Origin of the sequence: Polymorphobacter megasporae (assembly GCF_018982885.2) — a bacterium.
Lineage (GTDB): Bacteria > Pseudomonadota > Alphaproteobacteria > Sphingomonadales > Sphingomonadaceae > Polymorphobacter_B > Polymorphobacter_B megasporae.
The window spans coordinates 243,774-267,908 of record NZ_CP081849.1; the positions used below are offsets into that span (position 1 = coordinate 243,774).

Sequence of the window (24,135 nt, forward strand, 5' to 3'; positions counted from 1 at the left end):
CGATGAAGATCGTGTCGGACCGGATTCAGTTGCGGCTGCGAACGGTGCGATCGAGCATCGCCGCATTACCCACCCGGTTAAAGTCGGGCTGGGTGTTGGTCACGAGCGGCGTGCGGGTCCAGTGCGCCAGTTGCACCGCGAGCATCCGTAGCCACGTCTGCTCGGCGACGGCGTCACTTGGAAAGAGGTTGCCTTCGAACGGCCAACTGTGCCCATCGCCCCAGAAGCCGTACATCATCGTGTCCATATACTCGACGTCGGGGCGACCGTTGAGCTTGGCCGCGAGCAGCGCATTAAGGTCTTCGAACGCGGACTGATACGCCGGATGATCATAACGCGGCATGGCGTGCAGTGAGCGCGAGCGGCGCGTAGGCACGCTCATCGGGCGAGGCCGTGTCGCCTGGCTCGCCGTCGGCATCATCGGTGGTGCCGGGTGCGCGACCGGCGCGGGCGAGAAGGAAGGTCGCAGCTTCTTCGGCGCGGGCCGCTGCGGTCATGAGCGCGCGCTCGTCGGCGCGCAGGATGCGCAGCCAATGGTCGATATAGCTGGCGTGATTGTCGAGGTGGGTGACCGGCAGGCCGAGGTCGGCGCCGAGCAGGGCCGAGCCGAGCTCGGCGACGAGCTCCTCGGCAGCGTAGGCATCGCTGCCGAACCGGTTGGCGAGGTCGCGGTCGAGGCGGCTTGGGTGCCCCGTCCAGTGCGTCAGCTCGTGCGCTGCCGTCGCGCCGTAATCGGCGTAGGTGTCGAACGCCGCGGACTGTGGCAGGTGGATCGTGTCGAAGCTCGGATAGTAGCATGCCTCGTTGCCGCCGTGGACGATTGCGGCGCCAGTGCCGGCGATGAATGCGTCGATCTCGGCGCGATGGGCCTCCTCCTGCGAACTGCCAAGTTCGACCGCGATGGACGCAGATGACGAAAATCGGTCGGGAAGCCCGTCGACCTGCGCGAGTAGGGTAGGCCGGCAACGTCTCATTGAGAACATTGCTCGGCCCCCCTCCGAACCGGACGTGCACCTTTCAGCGCATCCGGCTCTCCACGACTGCGTGCTATCCGCCGTTGGCGGTCGGTTGGTTGTCCGGCGTGGACGGCGTTGTGACAAGGCACGCAGAGAACCGCGCGCTTGCGCTGTCGTGCTGCTCGCATGGAGCGAGACAACCCGGCATGCGCCATCTCAGCGATCCGGCGGACGTGATGGACTTCGCAGGGAAGATCTTCACGACCGCAACGCTCGCACTGACGCGCGTTGAGCCGTTCGACTAACTCCGTTCTGCTGAACACGAACTGGGTGGACCGGGGTATGTCTATCCCTCCCCACGTTCGGACGTGCTGCCGAAGGTCCTTCAACTGCCACAGCTTGATCGCTCGGGCTTCGTCTCCCACCTCGAAGCGTATGAAGAAGTCTGTCCCACGCCGCATTCTCGCGAAGACACTGCGAACCGATGTCCGATGCTTCGAAGCGATGGTTTTGACGCAAGAGAACAGGGCGAAGTAGCCGCCTTTATTCAGCTTGCGCTTCACATCGTCGGCAAGGGCATAATAGTTCGCAAAGCCGCGCCATTGTGCATTGTAGGCGAGAACGATCTCCACATCGCTCGCGAAGCGCAGTTCAGGTCGGCCACGGGGTTGGAAGGCTTCATAATCCCCCCAACCCTTGTCGTTGACGAACCGGACAACCCGATCTCTTGGAACTCGGAGCCGCAACCGATCCGCCAAGCCGCGCCGCAATGTCGGACGACCACTGAAGATCGCCTTATGCGGGTTACGGTTGGTGCTGGTGCAGACCTGATATCCAAGGAACCGCGCCCCGTCCGTCGCTTTTCGGATTCCGCTTTTCTCAGCAGAGATTTCCAGCTTTAGAGTATCGGCCAGGAAAACCCTGACCTCGTCCATGAGCTGGCGAGCTTCCGCCTTGCTGCCGGTCACCCCGATGAGAAAGTCATCGGCGTAGCGACAGTATCGCAGTCTCCGATAGTTTGGGTCAAGGGCGTCGGATGCCGGAACGGTCGCCCGTTCTGCTTTAAGCCGACCTATCTCCTCCAACATGGAGTCGATCTTCTGGGGGTCAGCATGCCCTTTGGCACGCTTAGCATCCAGTTGCTTCCGAAGGTAGCAAGTTCGTAGGCCTATACGCCTGCTGTCTTTCGACCGCGCGCGTTTGTCCCCCTTGGTAAAGCTGGCGATCCGCTCCTGCACGAACAAATCGAGTTCGTGCAGGTAGATATTAGCCAGCATCGGGGAGACGACCCCACCCTGCGGTGTGCCACTGTAGGTCCGATGATAGACCCAGTCCTCGATATAGCCTGCCTTCAACAAGCCGCGGACGAGACGCACAAAGCGCCGATCCGCAATCCGTCTTTCCAGCAAACCGATCAGAACATCATGATCGATGTTGTCAAAAAATCCGACAACATCAACGTCGATCAGCCACTTCACCCCCGTCCATTGGGCGCGGATTGACTCCAACGCCGTATGGCACGAACGCCTCGTTCTAAATCCATGAGAGTGCTGTGAGAACAGCGGTTCATAGATTTCTTCAAGCAGCGTCCGCACCACTTCCTGGACGAGCTTGTCCTCCGTGGTCGGCACGCCAAGCGGCCGTTTCTTGCCGTTGGCTTTCGGAATGTAAACCCGACGTACCGGCTTTGGTCGATAGCTTCCATCCGCCAGCCGGTCGATGATCGACGAGACCTTCTCCGGCGAAAAGCCGTCGAACGTCTCTCCGTCAACACCCGGCGTCATCGCCCCCTTATTAGGCGCGATCTTTTGATAAGCATGCTCCCATAGGAGCGGGCTTTTCATCAAGCGGAAGAGACCATTAACCTGCCGACCCGACCTGATTATGGTCGGGAGTGACCGGACGGCCCTCTCAATGGTATCTGGCAGCATTAGCACACCTCCTTGTGAGGACGTCTGATCGCAGTCGCTGCCGCCCTTCCCCCGAGCGTTGAGGCGTTTCGCGCCGGTTGCCCTGCGCTTATGGCCGCGCCCGTCCCCCACCAATTGTGGGGGCTGTCCCGGTCGTTACACCGGGCTTTCGAGTACTATGGCGGCTCCGTCGCCGTGCAGGTCTGCAAGCCATCCTGTTTAGGCGATCCCGTAATTACGGAAGTTGGAGTTCCGACGTGGTTAGGTGCCCCGTTCGTTCACTTACCCCTCCCTACAGAGGGTGCGCCGGAGAGGCTGGCAGGCTTACGGTAAAACCGTTCGCTCGGGAGGAACTCAACGCCCTTTCCTCCATCTCTCCGATGTGCCGCGTCAACCATTCTGCGACACCGCTCCGTTATTTGCCGCTGCAAACTGGGGTTCAGGCAGTATAGCTTTCACCTTACACGTCTTGCCCTGATCCATGACGCCGCAAATGGTTTTGGCGCTTCCGGACCTTTTCTGAACATGCTACTTTTCCCCGCCCCTTTCGGGGTTACAGCCATTGCTGGCCGAGGTTAGTCCAGTGGACATGATCTATAACCAGCAAGATCATCTACTCATGGTAGAGCTCCTCTTTACTTCCGCCGTTACGGCGCACCATTGAACACGTTGTAGGATTTCATAATGCGACGGGTGCGGTCTTCGTCACCGTCGTTCGTGTCAGCGACGCTGGCGGTGTCGCGGGCGAGATAGGTCTTATAGAACACCGCGATCGTGCTGCGCTCGCCCTTGCGGACCTGGCCGCCGAGTTCGGCTGCCTGACGGTACGTCATCCACGTCGGGCTGACATAGCCGTTGGTGTCGGCGACGACCCACAGCCACAGCGCGTTGATGCCGCGGTACGGTTGTCCGCACGCGCGCATCGGTCGGCCGCTATGGCCGCGTGACAGTGCCCATGTGCGCCGCCACGGGCTCACCCCGGCTTCGAGCCGAGCGATAATTGCGTCGGTGATCAGCTTTGCTGGACTACTTGTCTCGGCGCGGGTGCGAGCGACACGGGTGGGGGCTGGCTTCATCGGGGGTCTCCATGCCCCGTCGAAGAAGTCGCGGGGTCAACCCCGGGCCGCCCCCTCCCCTCTCGGCGATGTATTCAGGCCATCAGCTCGGCGATGATCGCCTCCGTACGGTCAACGGGCGTGAACAGGCGCGTTTTGTACGAGACGATCTCGGTGAAGCAGCCGAGCGACTTGTACCAGTCGAGCCGGGCCGCAACGTAATCCTTGATCTCGATCCTTAACAAGAAGTTGACCAGCACCGACGCGAGCGTCAGCGGGGTGCCGGCGCGCTGCACCTTCGTGCCGCGACGAGCCAGTGCGGCGACGAGGGCGGTGCCGTTGAAGTCGAGATCGATCATGATGCCAAGCGTGCTCGGAAGCTTGCCGAGGTCGGCCTCGGCGACGTCGCGGCAATCATCTGAACGGTCATGAGAGTCTCTCCGGTCGAGCACGCGCCGCCATGGCCGGCTCAATCCGGCGCAGCCCCCTCCCCTCTCCCGGCCATCAGCACGTCCGCCCAGTCATTGTGCGCCGAAGGTGGCCAGATAACATCGATTGTCCGTCCATCGCTGTGTTGGCCATCAAGTGCGAGTTGCGCGGCGCGCGCGCCGCCGGCGTCGTTGTCGGCGAGGATGACGAGGCGTTCAACACGCGGCGGGATTGTAACCAAGCCAAAGCGCTCGTTGCCGAGCACCGCCCACACCGGGATGCAGTGGATTTTGCTGGCAGCCAGGGCGGTCTCAATGCCCTCGGCGAGGCCGAGCACGCGAGTGGCCACACCGATGCGCACCGCACCGGCACCGGGCACCGCGAGCAGTCGTTTGGGGTTATCGAAAGCGGCCTTGGATCCAGTTCCGCTGTTGAGGAACGTCCGGTGGACGGCAACGAGCCCGCTATCATCTCGAACGGCGGCGACCATCGCCGGGTGAAAGGCGGCGTCCGCGCCGCTCCCGAGCTGAACGCGGGGGTGAAAGCGGATTTGGGCGCTCCGCGAGACGAGGCCGCGCGACTCAAGATAGATTGCGGCGGGTGATCCTGATAGGGTGCGGGCGCCGATCCACAATCGCTCGGCAAGCGGCTGCAGATTGTAGGGCTCGACGCGCTGCCGCTCGTGGCTCGTCTTGACACCACCGCTGTCGAGCGCTCGTAGCTCCTTCAGGACATCGATCGCGTTGCAGCCGGCGAAGCAGTGGACGAGCAGCGTGGTGTCGCCGAGTCTGACCGACAGGCTCGGACTACTGTCGTCGTGTGCCGGGCAGCGGCACATGCCGCCGCGCGCCGTCCATTTTCCGCCGAGCTGGTCGACGATTGAACGAGCTTGTTGTTCAAGCTCAACATGGGAGACGGTCGCACGGTTCACGACCAGACTCCGGCGCGGGCAAGCTCGAGCGTGAATCGTGACAGCCATTCTGCTGCCGCATATTCGCTCGTCCACGGTTCCCAGGCGACATAGGTTCCGCGATCGATCCCATAAATGAGCGGATCTCGGCCAAGCGGCTCGTCTGCAATGTTCAAGGTGGTGCTGATCTGTTCGGGCGACCAGCGAACCACGTGAAGCGCCTCGCTCGCTGCTGCGCGGCGATCGGCCAACTTGTGAAGGCGGCGCTCCTCGGTCGTCAACGCGGGTAATTTGTAGCGTTCAGCGATCCTGGCTGTCAGCCGAGCGCAGAGTTGAGCGAACGGCGCGCCGAGGAACTGCTTGAGTGGGTACACGCAGTCCCATCCGATCAGCCCCTCCTCTGCATCGTGGACCAATTCGTAAAGCGCGAGCTCGGGCGATAGCGGGCCGTCAAGCTCCCGAATTGCAAGTACGGTGAGACAGTGCTGAGCGACCGACAGTGGGTTCTTCCACGCCGAATGACCACCCCACCGGTATGTTCGCGATAGACCGACCGCGAGGTCATTGTTCGACCAGCTCATCGGCGACGGATCGACGAGGTCGATTACGTTTCCGCTTGGCAGCAGCACATAGGGCCGCACGATCGGCTCCTGATCATTGTCAATCATCCAATATTCCTTGTCGTTCGCAGGGTCGCTAAAAACAGGCCCCCTCCCCTCTAATTTCTGACAGTTGACCGGCAACTGGGCGAATTTTGCTATTCTGACCCTTGACGAATGCAAGACGTGAGAAGATTCTTGAGCAATGCAGGTGAGGCATCTTGCCGTCTTAGGACTGCTGGCGGGGACGGCGCACGCTGGCACCGTCAGCTCGGTAACTTTTGACGGCACCGCGCCGACTGAGATTGCGCGCGCGAATGGAGTTGAGTCGCGATCGACCGGCGACTTTGTCGTCTATCAACACGGTTCATGGGCGGTGCCAGCGTCAGCGGACGTTTCTGCTCGCGCAGAAGGGCGCAGCGACGCCAGCGACGCATCGGCCACGTTGAGTTGCGCGAAACGGCCAGCTGCGCCGCATCGTGGGCTTGCGGCAGCGACGATTGCCGGTCGCTTAGCGTACTGGCCGCTGGTCCGCGACGCCGAGTGCCGCCACGCGCTGCCCGCCGGGCTGCTCGACGCTTTGGTAATGCAGGAATCGCGTTACCGACCGTCCGAGGTCAGCGCCGCCGGTGCCGGCGGACTGACGCAGCTGATGCCGCAAACCGCAAATGACCTCGGCGTTATCGACCGCTTCGATCCGGCCGCGAATATCGAAGGCGGTGCGCGTTATTTGCGATCGATGATCGACCGCTACCAATCCGTGCCGCTCGCCCTTGCCGCGTACAATGCCGGACGCGGTGCGGTCGATCGCTGGCGCGGTATCCCGCTCAACCATGAGACGCCGAGCTATGTCGAGAAGATACTCGGCTACTTCAATGAGGTTACACCGGCCCCGCAGCTAAACTTGCCGGCGCTCGTATCGCATGCCGTGTCGATGTCATTTGAGCTACACACGCAATATTGAGATCGTCGTTAGTCTGACCAGGCCCCAATGCGTTTGCGCATGCTACAAGAAACTTTCGGGGAAAAGTCTATCCGGTATTACGAATACCACTCTCTAAGGTACGCTGTCGGTCGACAGAGACAGCGTGCACGCGTGACCTGCTTTACCAGTCGAAGCTAAATACTGCGGATCCGGCGTCAGGATGTCCTTTTTTGGCCCTGCAGCAACTGTCGGCAAAACTCAGCGAATTCGGCCTCTGGTGCCAGGTCGAGCCAGTATCGCAGTCGAGTTAGGTCTCGCTTTTCGGACAGGCAATCGCTCGTCTTCGCATTGCCTAGGTAGATTGATAATCCGCCTCAGAGCATCGAAAACTATACCGGTCCGCGTCGCTCGGCATAACTGACGCAGAACATCCGAAAGGATTTCTCCAGACGCGGGCCTGACAGCATCGGCAGCTTCTCGCCAACTTGGTTGCGATACGCACCTGCGATCGAGTCGACGTCGTAACCACCGCCATGTTCGCGTGCGATCTGACGAAACAGACGCTCCGCGTCGCCGCCAAAGGACAACGAGCCGCTCGGAAATGCCGCGGGCAGTACTGGCGGTTGAGGAACAGCAATTGGGGTCAGGATGATATCCGCCTTGCCGCTCTCATAAGTCACTTCTTGTGGAGGTTTGACGAGGTGCAGGTGCGGCCCGACAAGACGTTTCTCGACCGGTGGCGGTGAACTCCACATTTTGATGACCGGTCCATTGAGATCGATATGCGCGTTTGGATATACGCCTGATACGAGATCCCAACTTTGCCGGATCGTGCTGCGAAATTTGCGCGGCGATTCGGTCGCGTTCCCGAGGTGGCACGCGAGTTGTTGCCAGGACAAGAGCTGGGGGCGATCGCCACTGATGCGTTGAAGACGATAGGCAAAGTAGGTGTAGAGATCGAGCGCGGTTGGATTGTTCTTCAACTCTCGGATTGCTGCCTCATTGAGCGGGACAGCGTGTTCGCGCAGATGTTCGAAGAACGCATCGGCGAGACGGATTTCCTTGATGAACTGTCCGTCCTTCCCCCTCAAGCCAGCATACTCATTCGCCAGCTTAACCTCCTTGACCGCAAAGGCCGCGTCGTCCGAGGCATTGTCGTCCCAGCGGATCATCCACTCACAGGCCAACAAGCGCTCTAACTGGCCCCGAAGCAGACTGGCGGTACCCCGTGAGCCGTGCGTCGCCTTTTCATAGCCGAGTCGGCGCAACCATTCGGCGAAGCTACCGCCAAGATAGACGTCGCGCGATCCGGTACGAACTGCTTCTGACATGATGTAAATAAGGATCACGCGAGGGTAAGACCCGAATGGCACCCCGAGGCTTTGCAGCGTCATCTCGCCGTCAATGCGGCGCAAGACAGGCTTTGGTGTGATCGCAAGCGTATATCGACCGTCCTGGCGAATGATTGGCGCCATCTCGTCTTTTGGACGACGTGCGGGCAGCGACATGGCACACAGCGCCGAATGCAGATAGGCGGGTACGAGATCGGCGTCGTTGACGGCGCGCATCGCATCGAAAATCAACGTATGGCCGGCTCGCTGTGCCTCGAGACGAAGCGCTGGCGGATCCGTTACCGTGAGTTGCCGAGCATAACGCTGTCCGATCGGCAGTTCAAATTGCATGGCCCCACCTTGGCTGTTCGCCGCGAATAGGACCACACAACGTTACAAAAGGCGGTTTGGCAAGCCTCTTGGCGATTTTGAGGGCAGAAGGGGTCTAGAACTACCAAATGTCGGGCTGATGTCGGTACGCTCGATCGAGTGGCTTTCGAGGTTTGCGATTCGGTTTCTTCATCGACCTGACCCCTGCCCTATCGGAATCCTATCGGAAAAGACTCTATAGGAGTGTGTACCGACATCAGCCAGTTACCCTAGATCGAGTGCACCGACATCAGCCCTCGAAGCCTGTGGATAGAACCAACATCAGCCTTGGCACCCCGTCGTCTAAAGCGAGCGTACCAAGATCAGCCCTTCGCGGCGGGTTGGTGGCGACGTCAGCCGTTCTTGGCCAGGCGTACTAACATCGGCCATGAGATTGGCGAAATAGACTCAGTTCCGCGTGACTTGGCACTTTTATGGCGCTAGGGCTTTTCAAACTGCCAAACGGGGACCTTATGCCTGACGCCTTTTCGAGCTTTGGGGGGCATGACGACATCACTGACCTCTACGATGCTGCGCAGAATGTCCTCGGGCAGCTGCGGGCCAGCGGACTCGATGCTGCGACCGGAACGAAGCAAGCTCCCCGCTTCGCGATTTCGAAAGCAGCTGAGATGGTCGGTCGCGGCGCGTCGGCGATCCGCGAAGCGGAGAAAGACGGGCGGTTACCGGCGCGCGAGCGAACTTCGACCAATCGTCGTGTCGGCTATACGCTTGCGGACATCAATCATATGCGCGGCGTTTTCGGGACGCGGGTATCGCGCGAGCGAACTGACCCGCTTTCGATTGTAGCTGTGCAGAATTTCAAGGGCGGCGTTGGTAAGTCCACCATCGCCGTGCACCTGGCCCAATATCTGGCAATGCGCGGCTATCGCGTTCTGCTGATGGATTGCGATAGTCAGGCCTCATCGACGATGTTGTTCGGCATTGTGCCCGACACCGATCTCGGCGACGAGGACACCCTTTACGGCTATCTGCACGACGACGGCATCGTTGGTCTCAGGCCGTTGCTGCGACGCACGCATTTCGATAATCTCTGGCTGCTGCCGGCGAACCTAAAGCTTTACAACGCCGAATACGAGATCGCGGCAGAGATCGCTCGGCGCGGTCGCGACGGGTTCGCTTTCATCGACAAGATTGGCGAGGCGATCGAGACTGTTGCCGATGACTTCGACATTGTCATTCTCGATCCGCCGCCGGCACTGGGCATGATCTCGCTCGCAGTGCTTACCGCCGCCAACGCGATGATCATTCCCATGCCTCCAAGCATGATCGACTTCTCGTCGACTGCGTCCTTTCTCAGCATGCTGGCAACCACTATGAAACAGCTCGAGGAACTGCGGGGGAAGCGCCCGATTTACAACTTCGTCAGGTTGGTTGCGAGCAAGGCCGACGACGGTAAATCGATGCACCGCGAGATCATGAAAATGGCGCAGCGGCTTTTTGGGGCCGCCATGCTGCGGGCCAGCCTGAAGGATTCTGCCGAGATCGACAACGCGAGTTCGCGCCTTAGCACTGTCTACGAGCTCGAGCGTCCGATCACGAGCCATGAGGTTCACGCTCGCTGCATCGGCCACCTTAATGCGGTCAATCGCGAGATCGAAATCGAGATCAGAAGGACGTGGCCGAGCCATGAGGCGGCCTTGCGCCGCGAGGGGGCGCTATGAGCGTTGTCGATCGACAATATTCGGGTAAGCCTCTGACGTCGCAAGCAAAACCGACGCGACAAGTGCTTCGATCTGAGTATCTGACGGTTTCGACAGCTCATGATGGTCTACAGCTGGAAAAGTCGCCTTCTGCAGCGTGCGAAGATGTCGGTATCCAACCAAAAGCTGTGTTATTACAGATACATACGTCTAAATTGTCGATCGACAATTTATCGGCGCTAGTGGACGGGCGGACGGGGCAGGGAGCACAGTATGGGAAATAAGGGATTCGGGGACCGTCTCGCCGATTCGTATGTCGAGTCGGCGCGCGATCGGCCGGCGCGCGGGGCGCTTCCGACCGATAGCGTCGTCGCAAGCCGCTCGTCGGCGTTTACCGAGCTCGCGACGGGCAAGGTTGTCAACGATCGTACCTTGTGGGTCGATCCCGCTCGCTGTCGACTGTGGGAGCATCACAATCGAGATCAGGCGCTACTCGACGAGGTAAGTTGCGCCGACCTGATCGACAGCTTTAAAGCCGAGGGGAAACAGCGGCTTCCAGCGATCGTCAGGCGGGTTAAGGGCGATCCTGACGTCGATTTCGAAATCATCGCAGGCGCGCGTCGGCACTGGACGGTCATGTGGCTGCGATCGCATAATTATCCAAATTTCGAATTTCTCGTCACGGTTTTGGCACTGACCGACGAGGAGGCCTTCCGGCTGGCAGACGTCGAGAATCGTGCTCGTCAAGACCTAAGCGATCTCGAGCGGGCAAGGGACTACGCCAAGGCGCTCACGTTATTTTATGGCAACAAACAAGCAGATATGGCGACCCGCCTAAACCTGCAGACGGCGTGGCTCTCACGGTTGCTCGATCTCGCAGCCTTGCCACCTGAGATTATCGCCTGCTTTGCGGATCCGCGCGAGCTGAAGGTCGAGCACGCGAAGGTCTTGGGGCCACTGTTGCGGCAGCCGCTGGCGGCGCGTAAATTGCTGGCAGAAGCACGTGACCTTGCCGATGCTCAGGCCGGGTCGCTTGCTGCAGGGCAGCCGACTATACGGCCTGCCGATATCGTTCGGCAGCTGCAGCGCGCGACACTCTCCAGATCCGTCCGCCCCGCAGCGGTGATTGTCGATGAGTGGCAAAGCAAGTCCGGTCGTCCAATGATGCGAGCGACGCGCGGGCAGACGCGAACGACGGTCGTTCTGCCAACGCGCAGCGGGGCGACGCGCGCAGATCTCGTTGCAGCTTTTGCTGAACTACTTGATCGTCTCAAGGTTGGGGAAGGCTGATCTCGGTACGCATCGCTTTGGGCGGCCGGATGCATTTGGCGATGTCGCTGGTGCGCAGCACAAGGTGAAATATCAAAGAGCTGCAGCGAAACGGCGGCAATTCGAGTAGACCGCGTGTCGATCGACCGGTTAGCCCTCTTGGCGTCCGGGTCACATACATGCACGATTCCGCCGCGAGACTAGCGGACCACGATAGTCAGTGAGCCTGACTCGATGCAATCCCGGCAGACTAGTAATGGGGTCACCGCGGTCGCTGAGTGGCTGCGCAGAAGGGCTGTGGGCTCATGATCGCGCCGCGAAGCCCGTACCAACATCAGCCCAAAATGAGCTCGACCTTTCTAGGCTACTGGGTCGGTTCGACAATGACTCCTAGCGCCGCGAGCATGGCGTCGATCTCGGCCATCTCGTCGTCGAATCGCGCGAGTGCGCGTGCGTCTGGCTCTGGTGGACGCGGCGGCCGCCCGGCAGGCTGAGCCGCAAATCCAAATTTAACCGCGAGGTCGGGGGCGAGATATGCACGCCATGCCTGGCGTCCGCTGATCTCGACGACGAGGCCCTGATGGGCTGCCCGCGTTAACAACTTGCCCGCCCCGGAGATGGTCAGCCCGAGCGTACGCGACACATAAAGCGGGCTCAGCAGCGGCCGGCGCTGGAGCAGCACTACCAGCGACACCAACTTGCCGGGACGCCGCGCCGCGCCGAGGGTCGCGGCTGCCCGCGTTCGGTCTCCCTCGACGGCATTGAGCCGCTCGAGCCCGTCCTCGGCGGCTTTCGTCAGCGCTTTCAGGTATCGCGGGACGATCGCTCGACGATCGCGCGGCGCGTATCGCAGGGCCTTGTCTGCGGCGACGAGGCAGGGGAGGGGGGTCCGGGTCACGCCGAGGGCCTTGAGCAGCGACGGTATGCCGAGCCACGGGGCCGCGCTGCGATCGGCGCGCGCGTGGATCGCGGTCAGTTCGAGCGCACGCAGCAGAGCAGGGCGATCGCTCCACTCTGGCGGCAAGTTGAGCGTCACCGGGATCAGCTCGCGCCAGTGTCGTCCGTCGGGCCTGGCCAGCGCCGCCTGCCAAGCTGCGAGCGCGGCGTGTTCATCGGCGGCGAAGGCGGGTGGCCTCCGCCCGGGCACTGCGACCCCGCAGGCAAGAGCAAAAATGTCGATTTCGTCGATCTCTGCGCCCTGGCCGCGCCGAGCCTCCGTGAACCCGATCCACGACGCCCGCTCGACCCACGACCACCGTGTCGATGCGCCGGATACACGAGCGTCAAGGCGGCCGATTGCGAGCGCTGTCGCTTCGAGCAGCCCGGCCAAGAGCGGTGTCCAATCGGGCGCGGAAAGGTCGGGAAGGGGATACGTCACGCACCCTTAGTAGCGCCAAAAGGACCTTCCAGTCTACTGTACTAGTGTTTGTAGTCCTGATAATGAAGCGTTATCGCGACCCTAGCATTTTAGATGTTTTGAGCGTAATCGGCGGCGATGGCCGCTCCCGCCCTCACGACCCTGCCGCCGACGGCCTCGCTCGGCATCATCGTCGATGAAATCACTGCGCTTGCGCCCCAGCGTCAGCTACTCGACCCGACACTCGTTGCTGCCGCGGCGCGCGCGTGGTCGGCGAACACGGTGCGGGCGTTCCTGTCGGATCTGCGGCTGTGGGACAGCTGGTGCCGGCGCTCGGGGGTTCAGACTGGCAGCGCCACGGCCGGCACCGTTGCGGCCTATGTCCGTGCGCTGTCGGGGCAGGACCTCGGGAGTGACGCGGCGCGCGCCACCGGCGAGCGCGCCGCGGCCACGATCGGGCGGTACCTCGTCCATATCGGCTGGGCGTACCGGATGGCGGGGCGCGACGATCCAACTGCAGCGCCACTGGTGCGGTTCGAGCATAAGGCAGCGCGCAAGATCCTCGGTGTGCGGCAACGCCAAGCGCGCGCGATCCGGTTCAAGGGCGACGTCACCGACCTCGACGGGCCGCCGGCGGGGGTGTGCCTCGCGACGCTGCTGAAGGCGTGCCGCAAGGACATGCTCGGCGCGCGCGACCAGGCGCTGCTGCTGCTCGCCTATGACACCGGCTGCCGGCGCTCGGAACTGGTCGCGATCGAGGTCGACCACATCGATGGGCCCGATGGCGAGGGGGCAGGGACGCTGTTGATCCCGCGGAGCAAGACAGATCGGGAGGGGGAGGGGGCGCTCGCCTATCTGTCGCCGGCGGCGATGAAGGCGATCAAACGCTGGCGCGAGATGGGGCATATCGACCGCGGGGCGCTGTTTCGTCGGGTCGAGACCTATTTCGACGGTAGGGTGCGAACCGTAGGGGAGGGGGCGCTCCACCCCGGGACGATCGCGATCATCTACAAGCGGCTGGTCCGCGCGGCGTTCGACAAGAAGTTGCTTGGGAGCATGAGCGAGGCCGAGCTCGAGCGCTGGGTCAAAGCGGTGTCGAGCCATTCGATCCGGGTCGGGGTCGCGCAGGACAATTTTGCGGCAGGGGAGGGGTTGCCGGCAATCATGCAGGCGTACCGCTGGCGCGACGCCAAGACGGTGATGCGCTACGGGGCGAAGTTGGCGGCGAAAAGCGGGGCGAGCGCGCGGCTGGCGAAGCGGTTCTCGGCCGAGTAGACGCTCTTCTGGACCAACGCGCCGCCAAACTGTCCGACACACTGCAATGTCATTTTTAAGCGGGGGGCGACATGGCCGCGATGTTCAGTTTTAGACATGTCGAACGGATTTGCTCGCGGCCAAATCGAGTACCCGACCCCACCCATCAGGCGATATCCGACTCCAACGACGCGATCCTCTTGTCAGAGGATGTTGCTAAGTGCGGGGGGAGCGGGTTTTCTTTGCGCCGCCGGCCCGTGCGGTAGATGCGCGCTTCGCGGTGGAGTTCATCCGCCCGAGCCCAATCTTCAATGCCAAGTTGCGACGCTTTTCGGCATAAGCGGGCGCGACCATCGGGTAATCTGCGGGCAGGTTCCACTTGGCGCGGTACGCGTCTGGCGTCATCCCGAAGGCATTCATCAGATGTCGTTTGAGCATTTTCAGCTTTCTGCCGTCCTCAAGACAGACAAGATAGTCGGGCTTGATCGACGCGCGGATCGAAACTGCCGGTGCCTGCTGGACGGGTTGCGGTTCGACCTGAGTGCCGAGGCGAGCGAGCGCCGCATAGACGTTCGCGATCATCCCTGAAAGGTCGGAAAGCGCGACGGAATTATTGGCGACATGCGCACTGACGATGCTGGCGGTCAAAGGAAGCAGTTCATTCTTTGAATCAAGATTAATCATGCGAAACTCCTTATTTTAGGCCGACTGCTTTTGAGATAGGGCTAGCACACTATCCTTAGATCAAAGGGCGTCGAATATCCAGTTTTATGGTCTGCGACTTCTACCAATAATGTGGATTGGTAAACCAAAATATACTTCCTGCTGGCTTTACAACCATTTCCAGGACAGACTATCTGTTTTGGCAGTAATTTGGGAGCGGATCGGACACACCCAACTTAACGTGATCGAAGTTAAGCCCAGTTCAGTCTCCGGTCGACAGCGGGCGTCGGTACACCGCGGCAAGAATTGCGCCCGCCCCTTTGCAATATTGATGGGATGGACGCCCTTGCCCGTGATAGACAATATCGCGGTATAATTTATGGTCGCATCCTAAACCTCAAGAGTGAATCGGTCGCGCTTAAGCTGTTCAAGCAGGCGCGCCCGATTGCAGCAATGCTGATCGCGAAAGACTAGACGATCTCCCGACACTTTCAGAGATCATTTAGCGATCGAGTTACGGGTTCGATTGATAAAGCTGCCCTTGGCCTGTCGCCGCCGATACGTCCGAAACTTTGGGTTCCGGACGTATCGAACGCAAGAGCCCAAGTCGCTCGCCCGCGCGTCCAACGCCCAGCGCGTGTCAGGCGGTGTTCGGACCTCCTAAGCCGGCTGTGCGTCGAACGACGGCGCGAGCTTGGCGCGGGGGGATCGCGGCTTCTTTGCCGGAACGGCCTCGACCGCTGGTGCGGGCGGAGCAGGCGGGGCCTTGCGACCGAGCCCGATCTTTATCGCCAGGCTGCGACGCTGCTCGGCATACGCCGGCGCGACCATCGGATAGTCTGCGGGCAGGTTCCACTTGGCGCGATAGGCGTCCGGCGTCATCCCATAGCTGGTCAGCAGGTGCCGCTTGAGCATCTTGAGCTTTTTGCCGTCCTCGAGACAGACAATGTAGTCGGGCTTGATGGAAGAACGGATCGAAACCACCGGTTCCTGCCGGATCTTCTCCGGCTCGACCTGTGTTCCGAGGCGAGCCAGCGCTGCATAGACGTTGCCGATCAGCCCCGAGAGGTCAGAAAGCGCAACCGTGTTATTGGCGACATGAGAGCTGACGATGTCGGCCGTCAGGGTCAAAAGTTCATTATTAGACGCAAGATCGTTCACACAAAGTTCCTTGTTTGAGGCCGGTTACATGCATCAGCTGACCGGTGCGCCGTATTTAGTTTGCCAGACGTCACAATTCCAGTTGTATGACGGATAGCTTCGACCCGCATTGTGGGTTTATGTCACGGCAGTCTCGCGAGCGTCGGATGGACCAGGAAAATTAACCCCGCCAAAGAAGGCTGAACTTTTTTAGATGATTGGCACGAGTTGTTCAAAGCTCGCCAAGATGATTAAGCTGGAGGATCACGTGACCTGTCTCGACGTGTCGGCCGAGAGTTTGCCCGATAAGGTATCAGACACGCGCGATAGGGTTATCCGGCTCGAAGGCTTTATTGAAGGCGCATCGGGCAGCCGGACGGCCTCCCCGGAGCGGCAACGAGTGCTCAAACCAAGGCACTGATCCATTATCGTCCCCTCCCGGCAGCCATCTGTCGGAGCGAGCCGCAATGTTGGTCGGTTGACGGAGCCGTCATTTGAAGTCTAGCGGTCTGCCGAGTACCGGCTTGTGAACCTTAGACTGACTGTTGGAGATGAGAATGCCTCTGAAGGATTATCTCGGCGTGATCGACAATGCACTCAAGCAGGTGTTCGACCGTAAGGCAGTTGATCCAACAAAGGCACGCCGACCACTTCTCCGCGGCATCGACCGCACGATGGCGCAGTTCAAAACCGGCTCGTCGGGCACGCCGACCGGCTGGTACCGCGTCAAGAATGGCGTCGTCGCATTGACGGTGAAAGTTGCCAGCGACACCTTCGAGGTTAACGGCGAGGCGACCAACCACCTGCCGGCCGACCGGTTCGAGGAGTTCCTCTTGAGCATGCGCGCGGCTGTCGAGGCAGGCGCGTTCGACAAAGAGTTAGCCGATAACGGCGCCGGCAATGCCGAGGTGCAAATCCCAAAGCGCGCTCCGGGATCGATCTCGCCCGAGGCCGCGAAGCTGCGTGGGGTCAAGGCAGCTGCCACTCGTAAGGCGAACCGCGAAAACAAGAACAAAGCTGCCTAACGAGGGGCGGGGGTCGGCTGACGGCTGCTTTGCGCCCATCTCCGGCCGATCGAGACCGCAGCCGATCTGCCCGAAAGCGGTCGTTTGTTCAGATTGCCCGTCGCGGCGGCTTCGCGCCCATTTCCGGACGAGCGAGATCGCTGCCGACCAGTCCAAAAGCGGTCGTTCGTTCAGATTGAGCATCGCGCCGACTTCGCGCCCCATAGCGGTCGACGAAGCAATGGTAAGCTCAGCCCGAAAGCGGACTATCACTTACTGACATTCGGGCCGTCCTAATACCTGCTCATGAAACCGCGTACGAAAGGCCCCTATCACTAGCTGCTAGGGAGCTGGACGCATTCCGGCTTGCCAATCCGTATAGCCGGACGAGCTGACGCTGGTCGCTTGTCGCTGGCCGCTAAAACATTTTCATGTGCTGACGCTGGAAGCAGAAATTCCTATATGCGTGTCGGGCACAGCGGGGATTTTGAATGGCGGAAAGAAAGGCGATACCTGCTGGAACGCGACTGCGCCTATTTTCGGACGCGGCGGGCTTCTGCCAGAAACCCGACTGCATGGAAGCCCTGTTTCCAGCGGAGATGGGGGGCGATAAGCACATCGCCGAGATGGCGCATGTTATCCCGCACGGCGATGCGGGCCCGCGCCATGAAGACCGACCGGCGGACGACTTCGATCCCGATGCCTTCGACAACCTGATCCTGCTGTGTCCGACCTGCCATACGAAGATCGACAAGGACCCCGAGGCTTATCCGCGCAATATCCTGATTGATTGGAAGGCCAATCATCTCGGGCGGCTGGCGCACAGGCAAGGCATCCGGGCTTACGACGAGCGCGAGCAGGCGCGAGCTGCGGTTGCCGGTATTATGGCTGAGAACCGGGCCATCTGGGAGAAGTTTGCGCCGGAGGAAGGCTCGGGCTTCGAGTATGACCCGGAATCGGGCACCGCTGCGGCATGGGATCAGCGCATGAGAAGCGTAATCCTGCCCAACCACGATCGCACCTTGGCGATCATTGAGGCCAATCTCGCCCTCGCCACGGAGGAGGAACGCCGCACGTTCGCTGAGTATCAGGAGCATGTTCGCGGCTTGTCTGAGCGGCATATATGTGGCGTCTCGGGTCGCGCCATCCGCTTTCCGGGAGCGATGGAGGGCATGTTCGCATGAACTGGCAGGTCAAATATGCGCTCGCCAATTTTGCGAAAGGAGGTCGGTCGCGGGCGGAGCATCTTGGCGGTGACGTCATCCGGATCGTAACCGAGGATCGACCCGACGTCGTCGCGGCCATCACTGCCGCCGCAACGGTCGATCAGGCAACGGCCGTTGGCTATCGGGACAGTGTCGAGGGACTCGATTTCTTATGCGGTTACCGCGCGGAGTGCGTCTGGGAGGGCAAGGCGATACGGTATCTCGAAGAGAACCGGGTGGGCTGGGGCAATTTCGGTACATTGGGTTCGGCGGTGCTCGACGGCGACGCCAACACCGCACAGCACAAGATCTACAAATTCGCGGATCGGCTTCTTCGGCAATATGGCCCTGTGGCGACCGTCGATCGGGAGTTCGACCGAATTCATCGGGTTACGCTGCGGAACGGGGAGGTGCTGCGCATTGGGATGATCGCCGACTACGAGCCGACGGCTGATGAGGTTCGGACGTTGTGGGATCGTTTTGGGCCGGTCGACATCATCTGGAACACTAACCCGAATGGCACGCCGCAGCCCGAAGCGAACGAAGCCGGAAGAGAGCTGGGGTGCGAGGTGATGCTATGGAACGCATTGAGGGAGCGTCTGGCGCGGGCATGATGTCGGCCAACGAGGTTGCTATTCACCTCCTGGCGTCTTGCCCCTCGTTGGAGCATTTCGCGGCTTATATGTTCGGTTCGGCCGTGACGGGGGTCGGGGCGGATATCGACATTCTTATCGTCGGTCCCGGCGGCTCGCTGTTGTCTGCGGTCAAAACTGAGCTCCGTTCCGCTGGGCAAGCTTTGCCACTGCACGTCCTGTGTATGTTGCCGTCAGAAGCGCTCCACACGCAGTTTGTAGCGAGGGAAAAGTGCGTGCCGCTCTCTCAACTTGCGCTGGCGGACAGTTGAACAGAAAGTCGTCTAAATATTAGCGATCCAGGCTTGGGGGAAAGATGAAGATAGCGCTGCTCGACGCGGGGAAGACGCGATCTGTGCTGAAACGCCTGATCAAAGACTATGATGACATTCAGATCGCGGTGGCTTGGGGCTATAATGGGAAGCTCGCTGATCTCCTGATGGAGAACAGCAGAAAATTCCGTTCTGTCACATTTGGACTCAACGGTTTTGCGACTTCGCCCGATCTGGTGGAACGCTTAATCGGCACCAAAAATGCCTTCATCGCCAAGGCGGACAACGGCATCTTCCATCCCAAGCTCTATCTGTTTCTGGCCGGCGTTAAGGCGGAGGCAATTGTCGGAAGCGCCAATTTCACGAAAGGCGGGCTCGATCGCAACCATGAGGCGTGCGTCCACATTAAGGGACCGGCCGAGGGCGACATTTTCAAGCAGATCCAGCGCGAGCTGTCCGGCTATGACGTGCTCAAGCAGCGCGTCACTCAGACGCTGGCGGACAGTTACCGGCGGCAATACGACGCGGCACGAAAGCAGCGTGGCCAGCGCGACCCGATCCTTCCAGACGACAAGAATGGCGGGAAGGGCCTGACCTCTCCCCTGGCGATGATGAGCTGGCAAGAGTTCGCGGCGACGGCGAAGCTCGACCCGCATCATAACTTCAAGCGCCGGATGAAGCTGCTTCGAGAAATCCAGCGCCTTTTTGCGAGCGTGGAGCGGTTCTCGGATCTCACGGTGACAGAGTGGAAGGGGATCGCGGGCACCCTCGGTAAATCCGAGAGGATCGCCGCGGGTCTCGACATCCATGACTGGGGGTGGTTCGGATCGATGGGCGGCAATGGCGATTTTGCGGGCCTGATCTCAAGGCAGGACCGCCAGCTCAGCGACGCGGTAGACTGCATCCCCCGCAAGGACCCAGTCACTCGCGAGGATTTCGAGGAATATTGCCGGCGTTTCCGCAAGGCATTTACGGATGCCGACGCCCATCATGTTGGAGAGTTTCCGACGGCGACGCGGCTGCTTACCATGAAGCGTCCCGACACGTTTGTTTGCGCGAACGGGAAGAATAAAGGCAACTTGGCCGAGGCGCTGAACTTTGCCCCGACGACGCTTTCGCTGGCGAATTATTGGGATCGGATCATCGTGCCGATCCAGTCGTCGCCTTGGTACAACGCACCTCATCCCAGCGGGGCCGATGGCGAGTTGTGGGACTATCGCGTCGCGATGCTCGACACCCTCTACTATGATGAAGACGCCTGACCTGGTCTTCGATGAGAGCCGGCTGCGCTAGGATCACAAAAGCTGCCACTTGCTCGGACACCGTCGCTCAACGCGAAATCCCAAGGGTGTCATTCCTCGGTCGCCGATCCTCGTTGCGGGCTCGGGCGCAACGGTGCTTTCAGTTTGTTGACGGCGATTCCGTTGGCATCGGGAAGAAGCCATAACGACCGGAAGAGCTCTGTTTCGAGAACAGTTGGATCGACAGCTCGGTTACTAGCGAGGGATCGGGGTCTTCGTTCTCGAAAACAATGACCTGTGAAAGATCGGCGCGGCCTGCGAGGTCGGCGTAGAAGGCCTGCTTCACGGCGATCTTATCATCTGGGGCTAGATCGTCCTCGTGGTCGGCCTCACGGAAGGTAACGAGTGGCGAGTCGAGCACGACGAAACCGGCCGGGCTGCGGCCCAGGTTCCTGATCGCCTGCTGAAGTCCGATCGTGAAGGCCGCATGCGTGAGCGCGCGCAGGCCCTTGCCTTGGTCGCCGCGCCGCCGACCGCCGAGAACTAAGTCCTGTTTGGCCTCGTCGAAGAAGACCGGCTTTTCGTGAGGGAAGTGCCACGCATCGAGCAGCTCCTCCACCGCGACGCTGATGGCTTGGACGCTGGCGGCGGGAAGGCCCGGACGCTCGTCGTTCGTGCGGCCGGCGCTGCTGAGAGCGTCCTGAGCCTGCGATCGACGCACCGTCAGCGTGGCTATGCGGTCGACCAGCCCGAGCGCTCGACGCACGTCGGCCCGCGTTGAATACAGTTCATCGACCTGACGGCGGGCGGCGGAAAGCGAGGGAGCCAGTGTTTCGCGCACGAGCGCGTCTGCGGCGTCGAACCGGAGCCGGGCTTCGCGGGCGCCGGCACCGAGCGCCTGACGTTCCCGGTCGAGGTCGGCGACCGCTTCGGCGAGTTCGTGCTGCAGCTGGCGGATCTTGGCAATCTCGACGTCGCACCCGGCTCGCAGGTCGTCGATGTCGGCGTCGTGCGGCACCCCCTCGTGCCGGTGGTCGCCGGCGGGGGCGCCGCAGAGCGGACAGCGGCCCTGGGGCAGCGAAACGAAGTATCCCCCTGCCTCTGAGATGGCCTCGAGCCGCTGTAGGTCCGAGGTATAGCTCAGGTCTAGAAGCACGAACCTTTCCTTCAGCCCCGCGATTTCTGCCGCGCGCGTCTGGATCTGCTCCGCGGTCCGCCAGGCGTCACGACGTTGCTGCTCCTGTGCCTCGAACGCAGTCCGCTCGCTGGACATCGCACGCTCGCTGGCGGCGATCGAGTTCTCGAGCCGGTTGAGCTGGCTATTCAGTTCCTCGGCCGATGCCTCGGTCAGCTCCTTCAGGTCTGCGTCGTAGTCGGCGATCATCTCATCGATCACGACGAGCTGACCCTCGATCTCCGCCCGCGCGATCGCCCGCTTTTTGACGGCGACCAGCGCGCTGTCATCGACGCCGGTGAGCAGCAGCTTGAATAGGCTGAGCTGCGCCGTTCGCTGGGTGGAATCGCCCGACACGATCGGCGAGTCCTTCTTGATGATCGCCTCCTCGTCCACGATCAGAAGCGACGCGAGGTTTCGGAAACTCAGGTTCTGGAGCTCATTGTTGACGTTCTTTCGCAGCCTCTTCTGGTCGAGGCCCACCAGACGCAGCAGGAACGTGCTGATATTATCGGGATCGGTGGCGCTGTGGCGGCCGCCGAGCGTCACGGCCGCCGCATTGCCGTCGCCGCTATCGGGCCCGCCTTCTCTCGCCTTGTCGGTGCCGCCGTCCTCCTGGCCGTTGCCACCATCAACGTCGCCATCTTGGATACGGTCACCGCCGTAATTCTCCGCGCGATCATCGCGGTCCCCGACATCGTCGCCGTCGTTTACGGGATCACCGTCGCCCAGCTCGCGCATCCTGAAGTCACCGCCCGCCAGCGCGCGCGTCAACTCGAACCGGCCGCCGGACCGGGCCTCGATAGTCAGGTGCGCGCGGTCGTATCCGACGCTCTCGGGGATCTGGCGAGGGGGCGTCTGCCCGCCGAGCATGAAGTCGATGGCCTCGACGAGATAGGACTTCCCGGTATCCGAGGGCCCCGACACGACGTTCAGCCCCGGCTCGAAGGTCATCAACGCGTCGGCCTTGCCCGGACCGGTCACCCGCAGGCCGCGCAACTCGAACCCGCTCACAGGACGAGCTCCGGCGGCAGCTGGACGGCCTGGAACTCGCGCGTCCAACGCTCGAAGCGGGCGTCGAAGAAGCTCTTGAGCTCGTCGTCGTCGAGCGCCCCGAACTTCCCCATCGCCCATGAGGCGCGCTCGCGCAGCGCGCAGCTGTAGGCGGAGCCCAGGCATTCGAGGAACGGGCCGGCTGCTTCCGCTGCCAGATACGATATGCCGCTGCCGCTGGCGCTGCGCTCGATGAGGTCCCGGCTGATGAATAGGAGCAGGCCGCGCTCGATCAGCCCGCGCCGCACCAGGAGCTCGCCATTGCGGAGGGGCGTGCTTGGGTGGAGACTAGCGGGTCCATCGGCGTCGCTCGAGTGGACGACGAGGTAGTCGAAGTAGAGCAGCCGCTGCAGGTCGAACCGATCGGGACAGGCCTCAGCGAGTATCGCGAGCGACCGCAGGCCCGTCTCAAGCGCGCTGTTGAAGGGCGAGGGGTGGGGTGCCGCTTCAGGCATCACCTTGCACCCACGTCAGCCGGTCCTCGTTGGCGAGCTGATGCACGACGCCCTTCCGGTCGTTGGGATCCACGCGGCCGAGCAGGGCCGAACTTGTCAGATTGAGGTTAGTGGCGTGTGCCGTCGTCGCGTTCACACGTGTCAGCCCGCACGGGTGGTCAGCTTCGGCCGTATCGATCACGCCATGAAGGATCTGGCCCTGCAGGTTCTCGAAGGCACCATCGGGTAGCGTGTCGCGCGAGAAGCTGCGCAGCGCCTCGGCGCAGTAGAAACTCTCACGTGCCCGCTGCAGATGGCGCTTGTGCAAGTCGGTGAGCGACGCGGGCGACGCATAGGCTGCGCCCTGATTATCGCCATAGGCATCGAGCAGCTGCGCGACGTAGCGGGTCTCGCCGGCCGCGATAGTCGTAGGTGGCACAGGCGACGCGGGCCGCGCCGGCAGACCGAGACCGAAGCGGACGGCGAAATATGGCGTCTTGCGATGCTGCTCGATCAGCCGAGGTGTCGGCAGGTGGCCGATGCGCGCAAAGTCAAAAGCCTTCACGTGGTCCAGCAGCTCGCCTTCCAGTGGCACTCTCTTCGTCGCGGTGATCTGCGCGACGCACTTCGCTGCCCAGTTCGCGATCAGCCCCTCGCGCAGGTTCTCGGGCTTTTTGATCATATTCAGGAGCTTGGTGCCGACGCCGCGCGGTGCGACGAACCTGTATGCGCGGGGCACGCTGTAGTTGCCGATGAAGGTGTAGTAGCACAGCTTCCCGAGCTCGATCCATATGTCGCCAGGGGCAAGCGGGTGGTCGTAGTGCTTGCACTGGTAGTTGTCCCAGTCGCTGTTGGGGCCGGACGGATCGACGGTGGCGATGACGTCGCATCCCTTATCGCCTGCACCGCCCGCCCGTTCCACTAGTCCGTAGCCGGGCAGGCTCGACGCCCATTCGTCGACGACGGCTTCCCACTGGTCGGCGGAGAACAGCTTGATCCGCTCGATCGGTGGGATCAACGGACCGGAACGGATTTCGAGCGGGTCGGCGCCTCCGATCTCGGTGGAGACTGTTATGACGTGACCGGTCGGCTTCATCCCCTGACTTCATCCCCCGCGACGGTCGGGTTCGCACGCCACGCTGGCGTCGGCCCGATCTTCCTGAAAACTCGCGCTATTGCCGATAGAGCATTGGCATGCGGAATAGAAGCGCGGTGGCGTTGCCCGACCGCCGGGTAAGTTAATGCAATGGGTCAGATCAACGAATGTCCGCTTGCCGAGATTGGCCAGTCAT

Annotated in this window: 23 protein-coding genes; 9 read left to right on the forward strand and 14 right to left on the reverse strand. The window is 61.4% G+C overall.

All coding sequences use genetic code 11. The features are described from left to right. Nucleotides 1-25: 25 nt before the first annotated feature. The 7 genes from KTC28_RS19490 to KTC28_RS19520 form a co-directional block, all read right to left on the reverse strand. Nucleotides 26-343 carry a hypothetical protein gene (locus tag KTC28_RS19490; protein WP_216710491.1) on the reverse strand — a complete coding sequence of 106 codons (318 nt, stop codon included), beginning with the start codon at nt 341-343 and terminating at the stop codon, nt 26-28. Further along, nucleotides 330-974 (reverse strand): zincin-like metallopeptidase domain-containing protein, encoded by a 645-nt coding sequence (locus tag KTC28_RS19495; protein WP_226895849.1) that lies wholly within the window; start codon nt 972-974, stop codon nt 330-332. The genes KTC28_RS19490 and KTC28_RS19495 overlap by 14 nt, the downstream gene beginning before the upstream one ends. Continuing rightward, nucleotides 971-2,800 carry a reverse transcriptase/maturase family protein gene (locus KTC28_RS19500; RefSeq protein ID WP_216710489.1) on the reverse strand — a complete coding sequence of 610 codons (1,830 nt, stop codon included), beginning with the start codon at nt 2,798-2,800 and terminating at the stop codon, nt 971-973. Before KTC28_RS19500 ends, KTC28_RS19495 begins: the two co-directional genes overlap by 4 nt. 713 nt (nt 2,801-3,513) lie before the next feature. After that, nucleotides 3,514-3,942, reverse strand: coding sequence for an ArdC-like ssDNA-binding domain-containing protein (locus KTC28_RS19505; RefSeq protein WP_216710488.1), 429 nt, complete (start codon nt 3,940-3,942; stop codon nt 3,514-3,516). 74 nt (nt 3,943-4,016) lie between these two features. Continuing rightward, nucleotides 4,017-4,280: a hypothetical protein gene (locus tag KTC28_RS19510; RefSeq protein WP_216710487.1), complete on the reverse strand. Its 264-nt coding sequence runs from the start codon at nt 4,278-4,280 to the stop codon at nt 4,017-4,019. A gap of 110 nt (nt 4,281-4,390) precedes the next feature. Next, nucleotides 4,391-5,329, reverse strand: a complete 939-nt coding sequence (locus KTC28_RS19515; protein ID WP_216710486.1) for a DUF7146 domain-containing protein — start codon at nt 5,327-5,329, stop codon at nt 4,391-4,393. Beyond that, nucleotides 5,278-6,003, reverse strand: coding sequence for a hypothetical protein (locus tag KTC28_RS19520; protein WP_226895850.1), 726 nt, complete (start codon nt 6,001-6,003; stop codon nt 5,278-5,280). Before KTC28_RS19520 ends, KTC28_RS19515 begins: the two co-directional genes overlap by 52 nt. 301 nt (nt 6,004-6,304) lie before the next feature. Here KTC28_RS19520 and KTC28_RS19525 point away from each other — a divergent pair, with 301 nt between their 5' ends. Then, nucleotides 6,305-6,823: a lytic transglycosylase domain-containing protein gene (locus KTC28_RS19525; RefSeq protein WP_226895851.1), complete on the forward strand. Its 519-nt coding sequence runs from the start codon at nt 6,305-6,307 to the stop codon at nt 6,821-6,823. Nucleotides 6,824-7,173: 350 nt separating this feature from the next. Here the strand turns inward: KTC28_RS19525 and KTC28_RS19530 are convergent, their stop codons facing one another. Further along, on the reverse strand, nt 7,174-8,466 hold the full coding sequence (locus tag KTC28_RS19530) for a replication protein RepA (RefSeq protein ID WP_216710483.1): 1,293 nt from the start codon (nt 8,464-8,466) through the stop codon (nt 7,174-7,176). 491 nt (nt 8,467-8,957) lie between these two features. Between KTC28_RS19530 and KTC28_RS19535 the strand changes: the two genes are divergently transcribed. After that, nucleotides 8,958-10,166: an AAA family ATPase gene (locus KTC28_RS19535; protein ID WP_216710482.1), complete on the forward strand. Its 1,209-nt coding sequence runs from the start codon at nt 8,958-8,960 to the stop codon at nt 10,164-10,166. Nucleotides 10,167-10,418: 252 nt separating this feature from the next. Next, on the forward strand, nt 10,419-11,435 hold the full coding sequence (locus tag KTC28_RS19540; RefSeq protein ID WP_216710481.1) for a ParB/RepB/Spo0J family partition protein: 1,017 nt from the start codon (nt 10,419-10,421) through the stop codon (nt 11,433-11,435). A 343-nt stretch (nt 11,436-11,778) separates the two neighbouring features. Here KTC28_RS19540 and KTC28_RS19545 read toward each other — a convergent pair whose 3' ends face one another. Next, complete coding sequence (locus KTC28_RS19545; RefSeq protein ID WP_216710480.1) at nt 11,779-12,792, reverse strand: hypothetical protein; 1,014 nt, start codon at nt 12,790-12,792, stop codon at nt 11,779-11,781. A 117-nt stretch (nt 12,793-12,909) separates the two neighbouring features. Between KTC28_RS19545 and KTC28_RS19550 the strand changes: the two genes are divergently transcribed. Continuing rightward, nucleotides 12,910-14,046 (forward strand): tyrosine-type recombinase/integrase, encoded by a 1,137-nt coding sequence (locus KTC28_RS19550; RefSeq protein WP_216710479.1) that lies wholly within the window; start codon nt 12,910-12,912, stop codon nt 14,044-14,046. Between the two features lie 195 nt (nt 14,047-14,241). Here the strand turns inward: KTC28_RS19550 and KTC28_RS19555 are convergent, their stop codons facing one another. Then, complete coding sequence (locus KTC28_RS19555; RefSeq protein WP_216710478.1) at nt 14,242-14,709, reverse strand: Ros/MucR family transcriptional regulator; 468 nt, start codon at nt 14,707-14,709, stop codon at nt 14,242-14,244. 315 nt (nt 14,710-15,024) lie between these two features. Between KTC28_RS19555 and KTC28_RS19560 the strand changes: the two genes are divergently transcribed. After that, complete coding sequence (locus KTC28_RS19560) at nt 15,025-15,162, forward strand: hypothetical protein (protein ID WP_223132359.1); 138 nt, start codon at nt 15,025-15,027, stop codon at nt 15,160-15,162. 186 nt (nt 15,163-15,348) lie between these two features. On the opposite strand, the gene KTC28_RS19565 is transcribed toward KTC28_RS19560, so the two are convergent. Continuing rightward, complete coding sequence (locus KTC28_RS19565; protein WP_255602588.1) at nt 15,349-15,819, reverse strand: Ros/MucR family transcriptional regulator; 471 nt, start codon at nt 15,817-15,819, stop codon at nt 15,349-15,351. A gap of 554 nt (nt 15,820-16,373) precedes the next feature. Between KTC28_RS19565 and KTC28_RS19570 the strand changes: the two genes are divergently transcribed. The 4 genes from KTC28_RS19570 (at nt 16,374) to KTC28_RS19585 (ending at nt 20,203) form a co-directional block, all read left to right on the forward strand. Beyond that, on the forward strand, nt 16,374-16,853 hold the full coding sequence (locus tag KTC28_RS19570; protein WP_223132360.1) for a hypothetical protein: 480 nt from the start codon (nt 16,374-16,376) through the stop codon (nt 16,851-16,853). A 470-nt stretch (nt 16,854-17,323) separates the two neighbouring features. Beyond that, nucleotides 17,324-18,016: an HNH endonuclease signature motif containing protein gene (locus tag KTC28_RS19575; protein WP_216710475.1), complete on the forward strand. Its 693-nt coding sequence runs from the start codon at nt 17,324-17,326 to the stop codon at nt 18,014-18,016. Continuing rightward, complete coding sequence (locus tag KTC28_RS19580) at nt 18,013-18,651, forward strand: hypothetical protein (protein ID WP_216710474.1); 639 nt, start codon at nt 18,013-18,015, stop codon at nt 18,649-18,651. The genes KTC28_RS19575 and KTC28_RS19580 overlap by 4 nt, the downstream gene beginning before the upstream one ends. A 334-nt stretch (nt 18,652-18,985) precedes the next feature. Continuing rightward, complete coding sequence (locus KTC28_RS19585; protein ID WP_216710472.1) at nt 18,986-20,203, forward strand: phospholipase D family protein; 1,218 nt, start codon at nt 18,986-18,988, stop codon at nt 20,201-20,203. A gap of 139 nt (nt 20,204-20,342) precedes the next feature. On the opposite strand, the gene KTC28_RS19590 is transcribed toward KTC28_RS19585, so the two are convergent. The 3 genes from KTC28_RS19590 to KTC28_RS19600 are packed head-to-tail and all read right to left on the reverse strand — an operon-like array spanning nt 20,343 to nt 23,939. Continuing rightward, on the reverse strand, nt 20,343-22,370 hold the full coding sequence (locus tag KTC28_RS19590; protein WP_216710471.1) for an AAA family ATPase: 2,028 nt from the start codon (nt 22,368-22,370) through the stop codon (nt 20,343-20,345). Next, nucleotides 22,367-22,864, reverse strand: a complete 498-nt coding sequence (locus KTC28_RS19595; protein WP_216710470.1) for an ABC-three component system middle component 2 — start codon at nt 22,862-22,864, stop codon at nt 22,367-22,369. Before KTC28_RS19595 ends, KTC28_RS19590 begins: the two co-directional genes overlap by 4 nt. Next, nucleotides 22,857-23,939, reverse strand: a complete 1,083-nt coding sequence (locus KTC28_RS19600) for an ABC-three component system protein (RefSeq protein WP_216710469.1) — start codon at nt 23,937-23,939, stop codon at nt 22,857-22,859. The genes KTC28_RS19595 and KTC28_RS19600 overlap by 8 nt, the downstream gene beginning before the upstream one ends. Between the last annotated feature and the right edge of the window lie 196 nt (nt 23,940-24,135).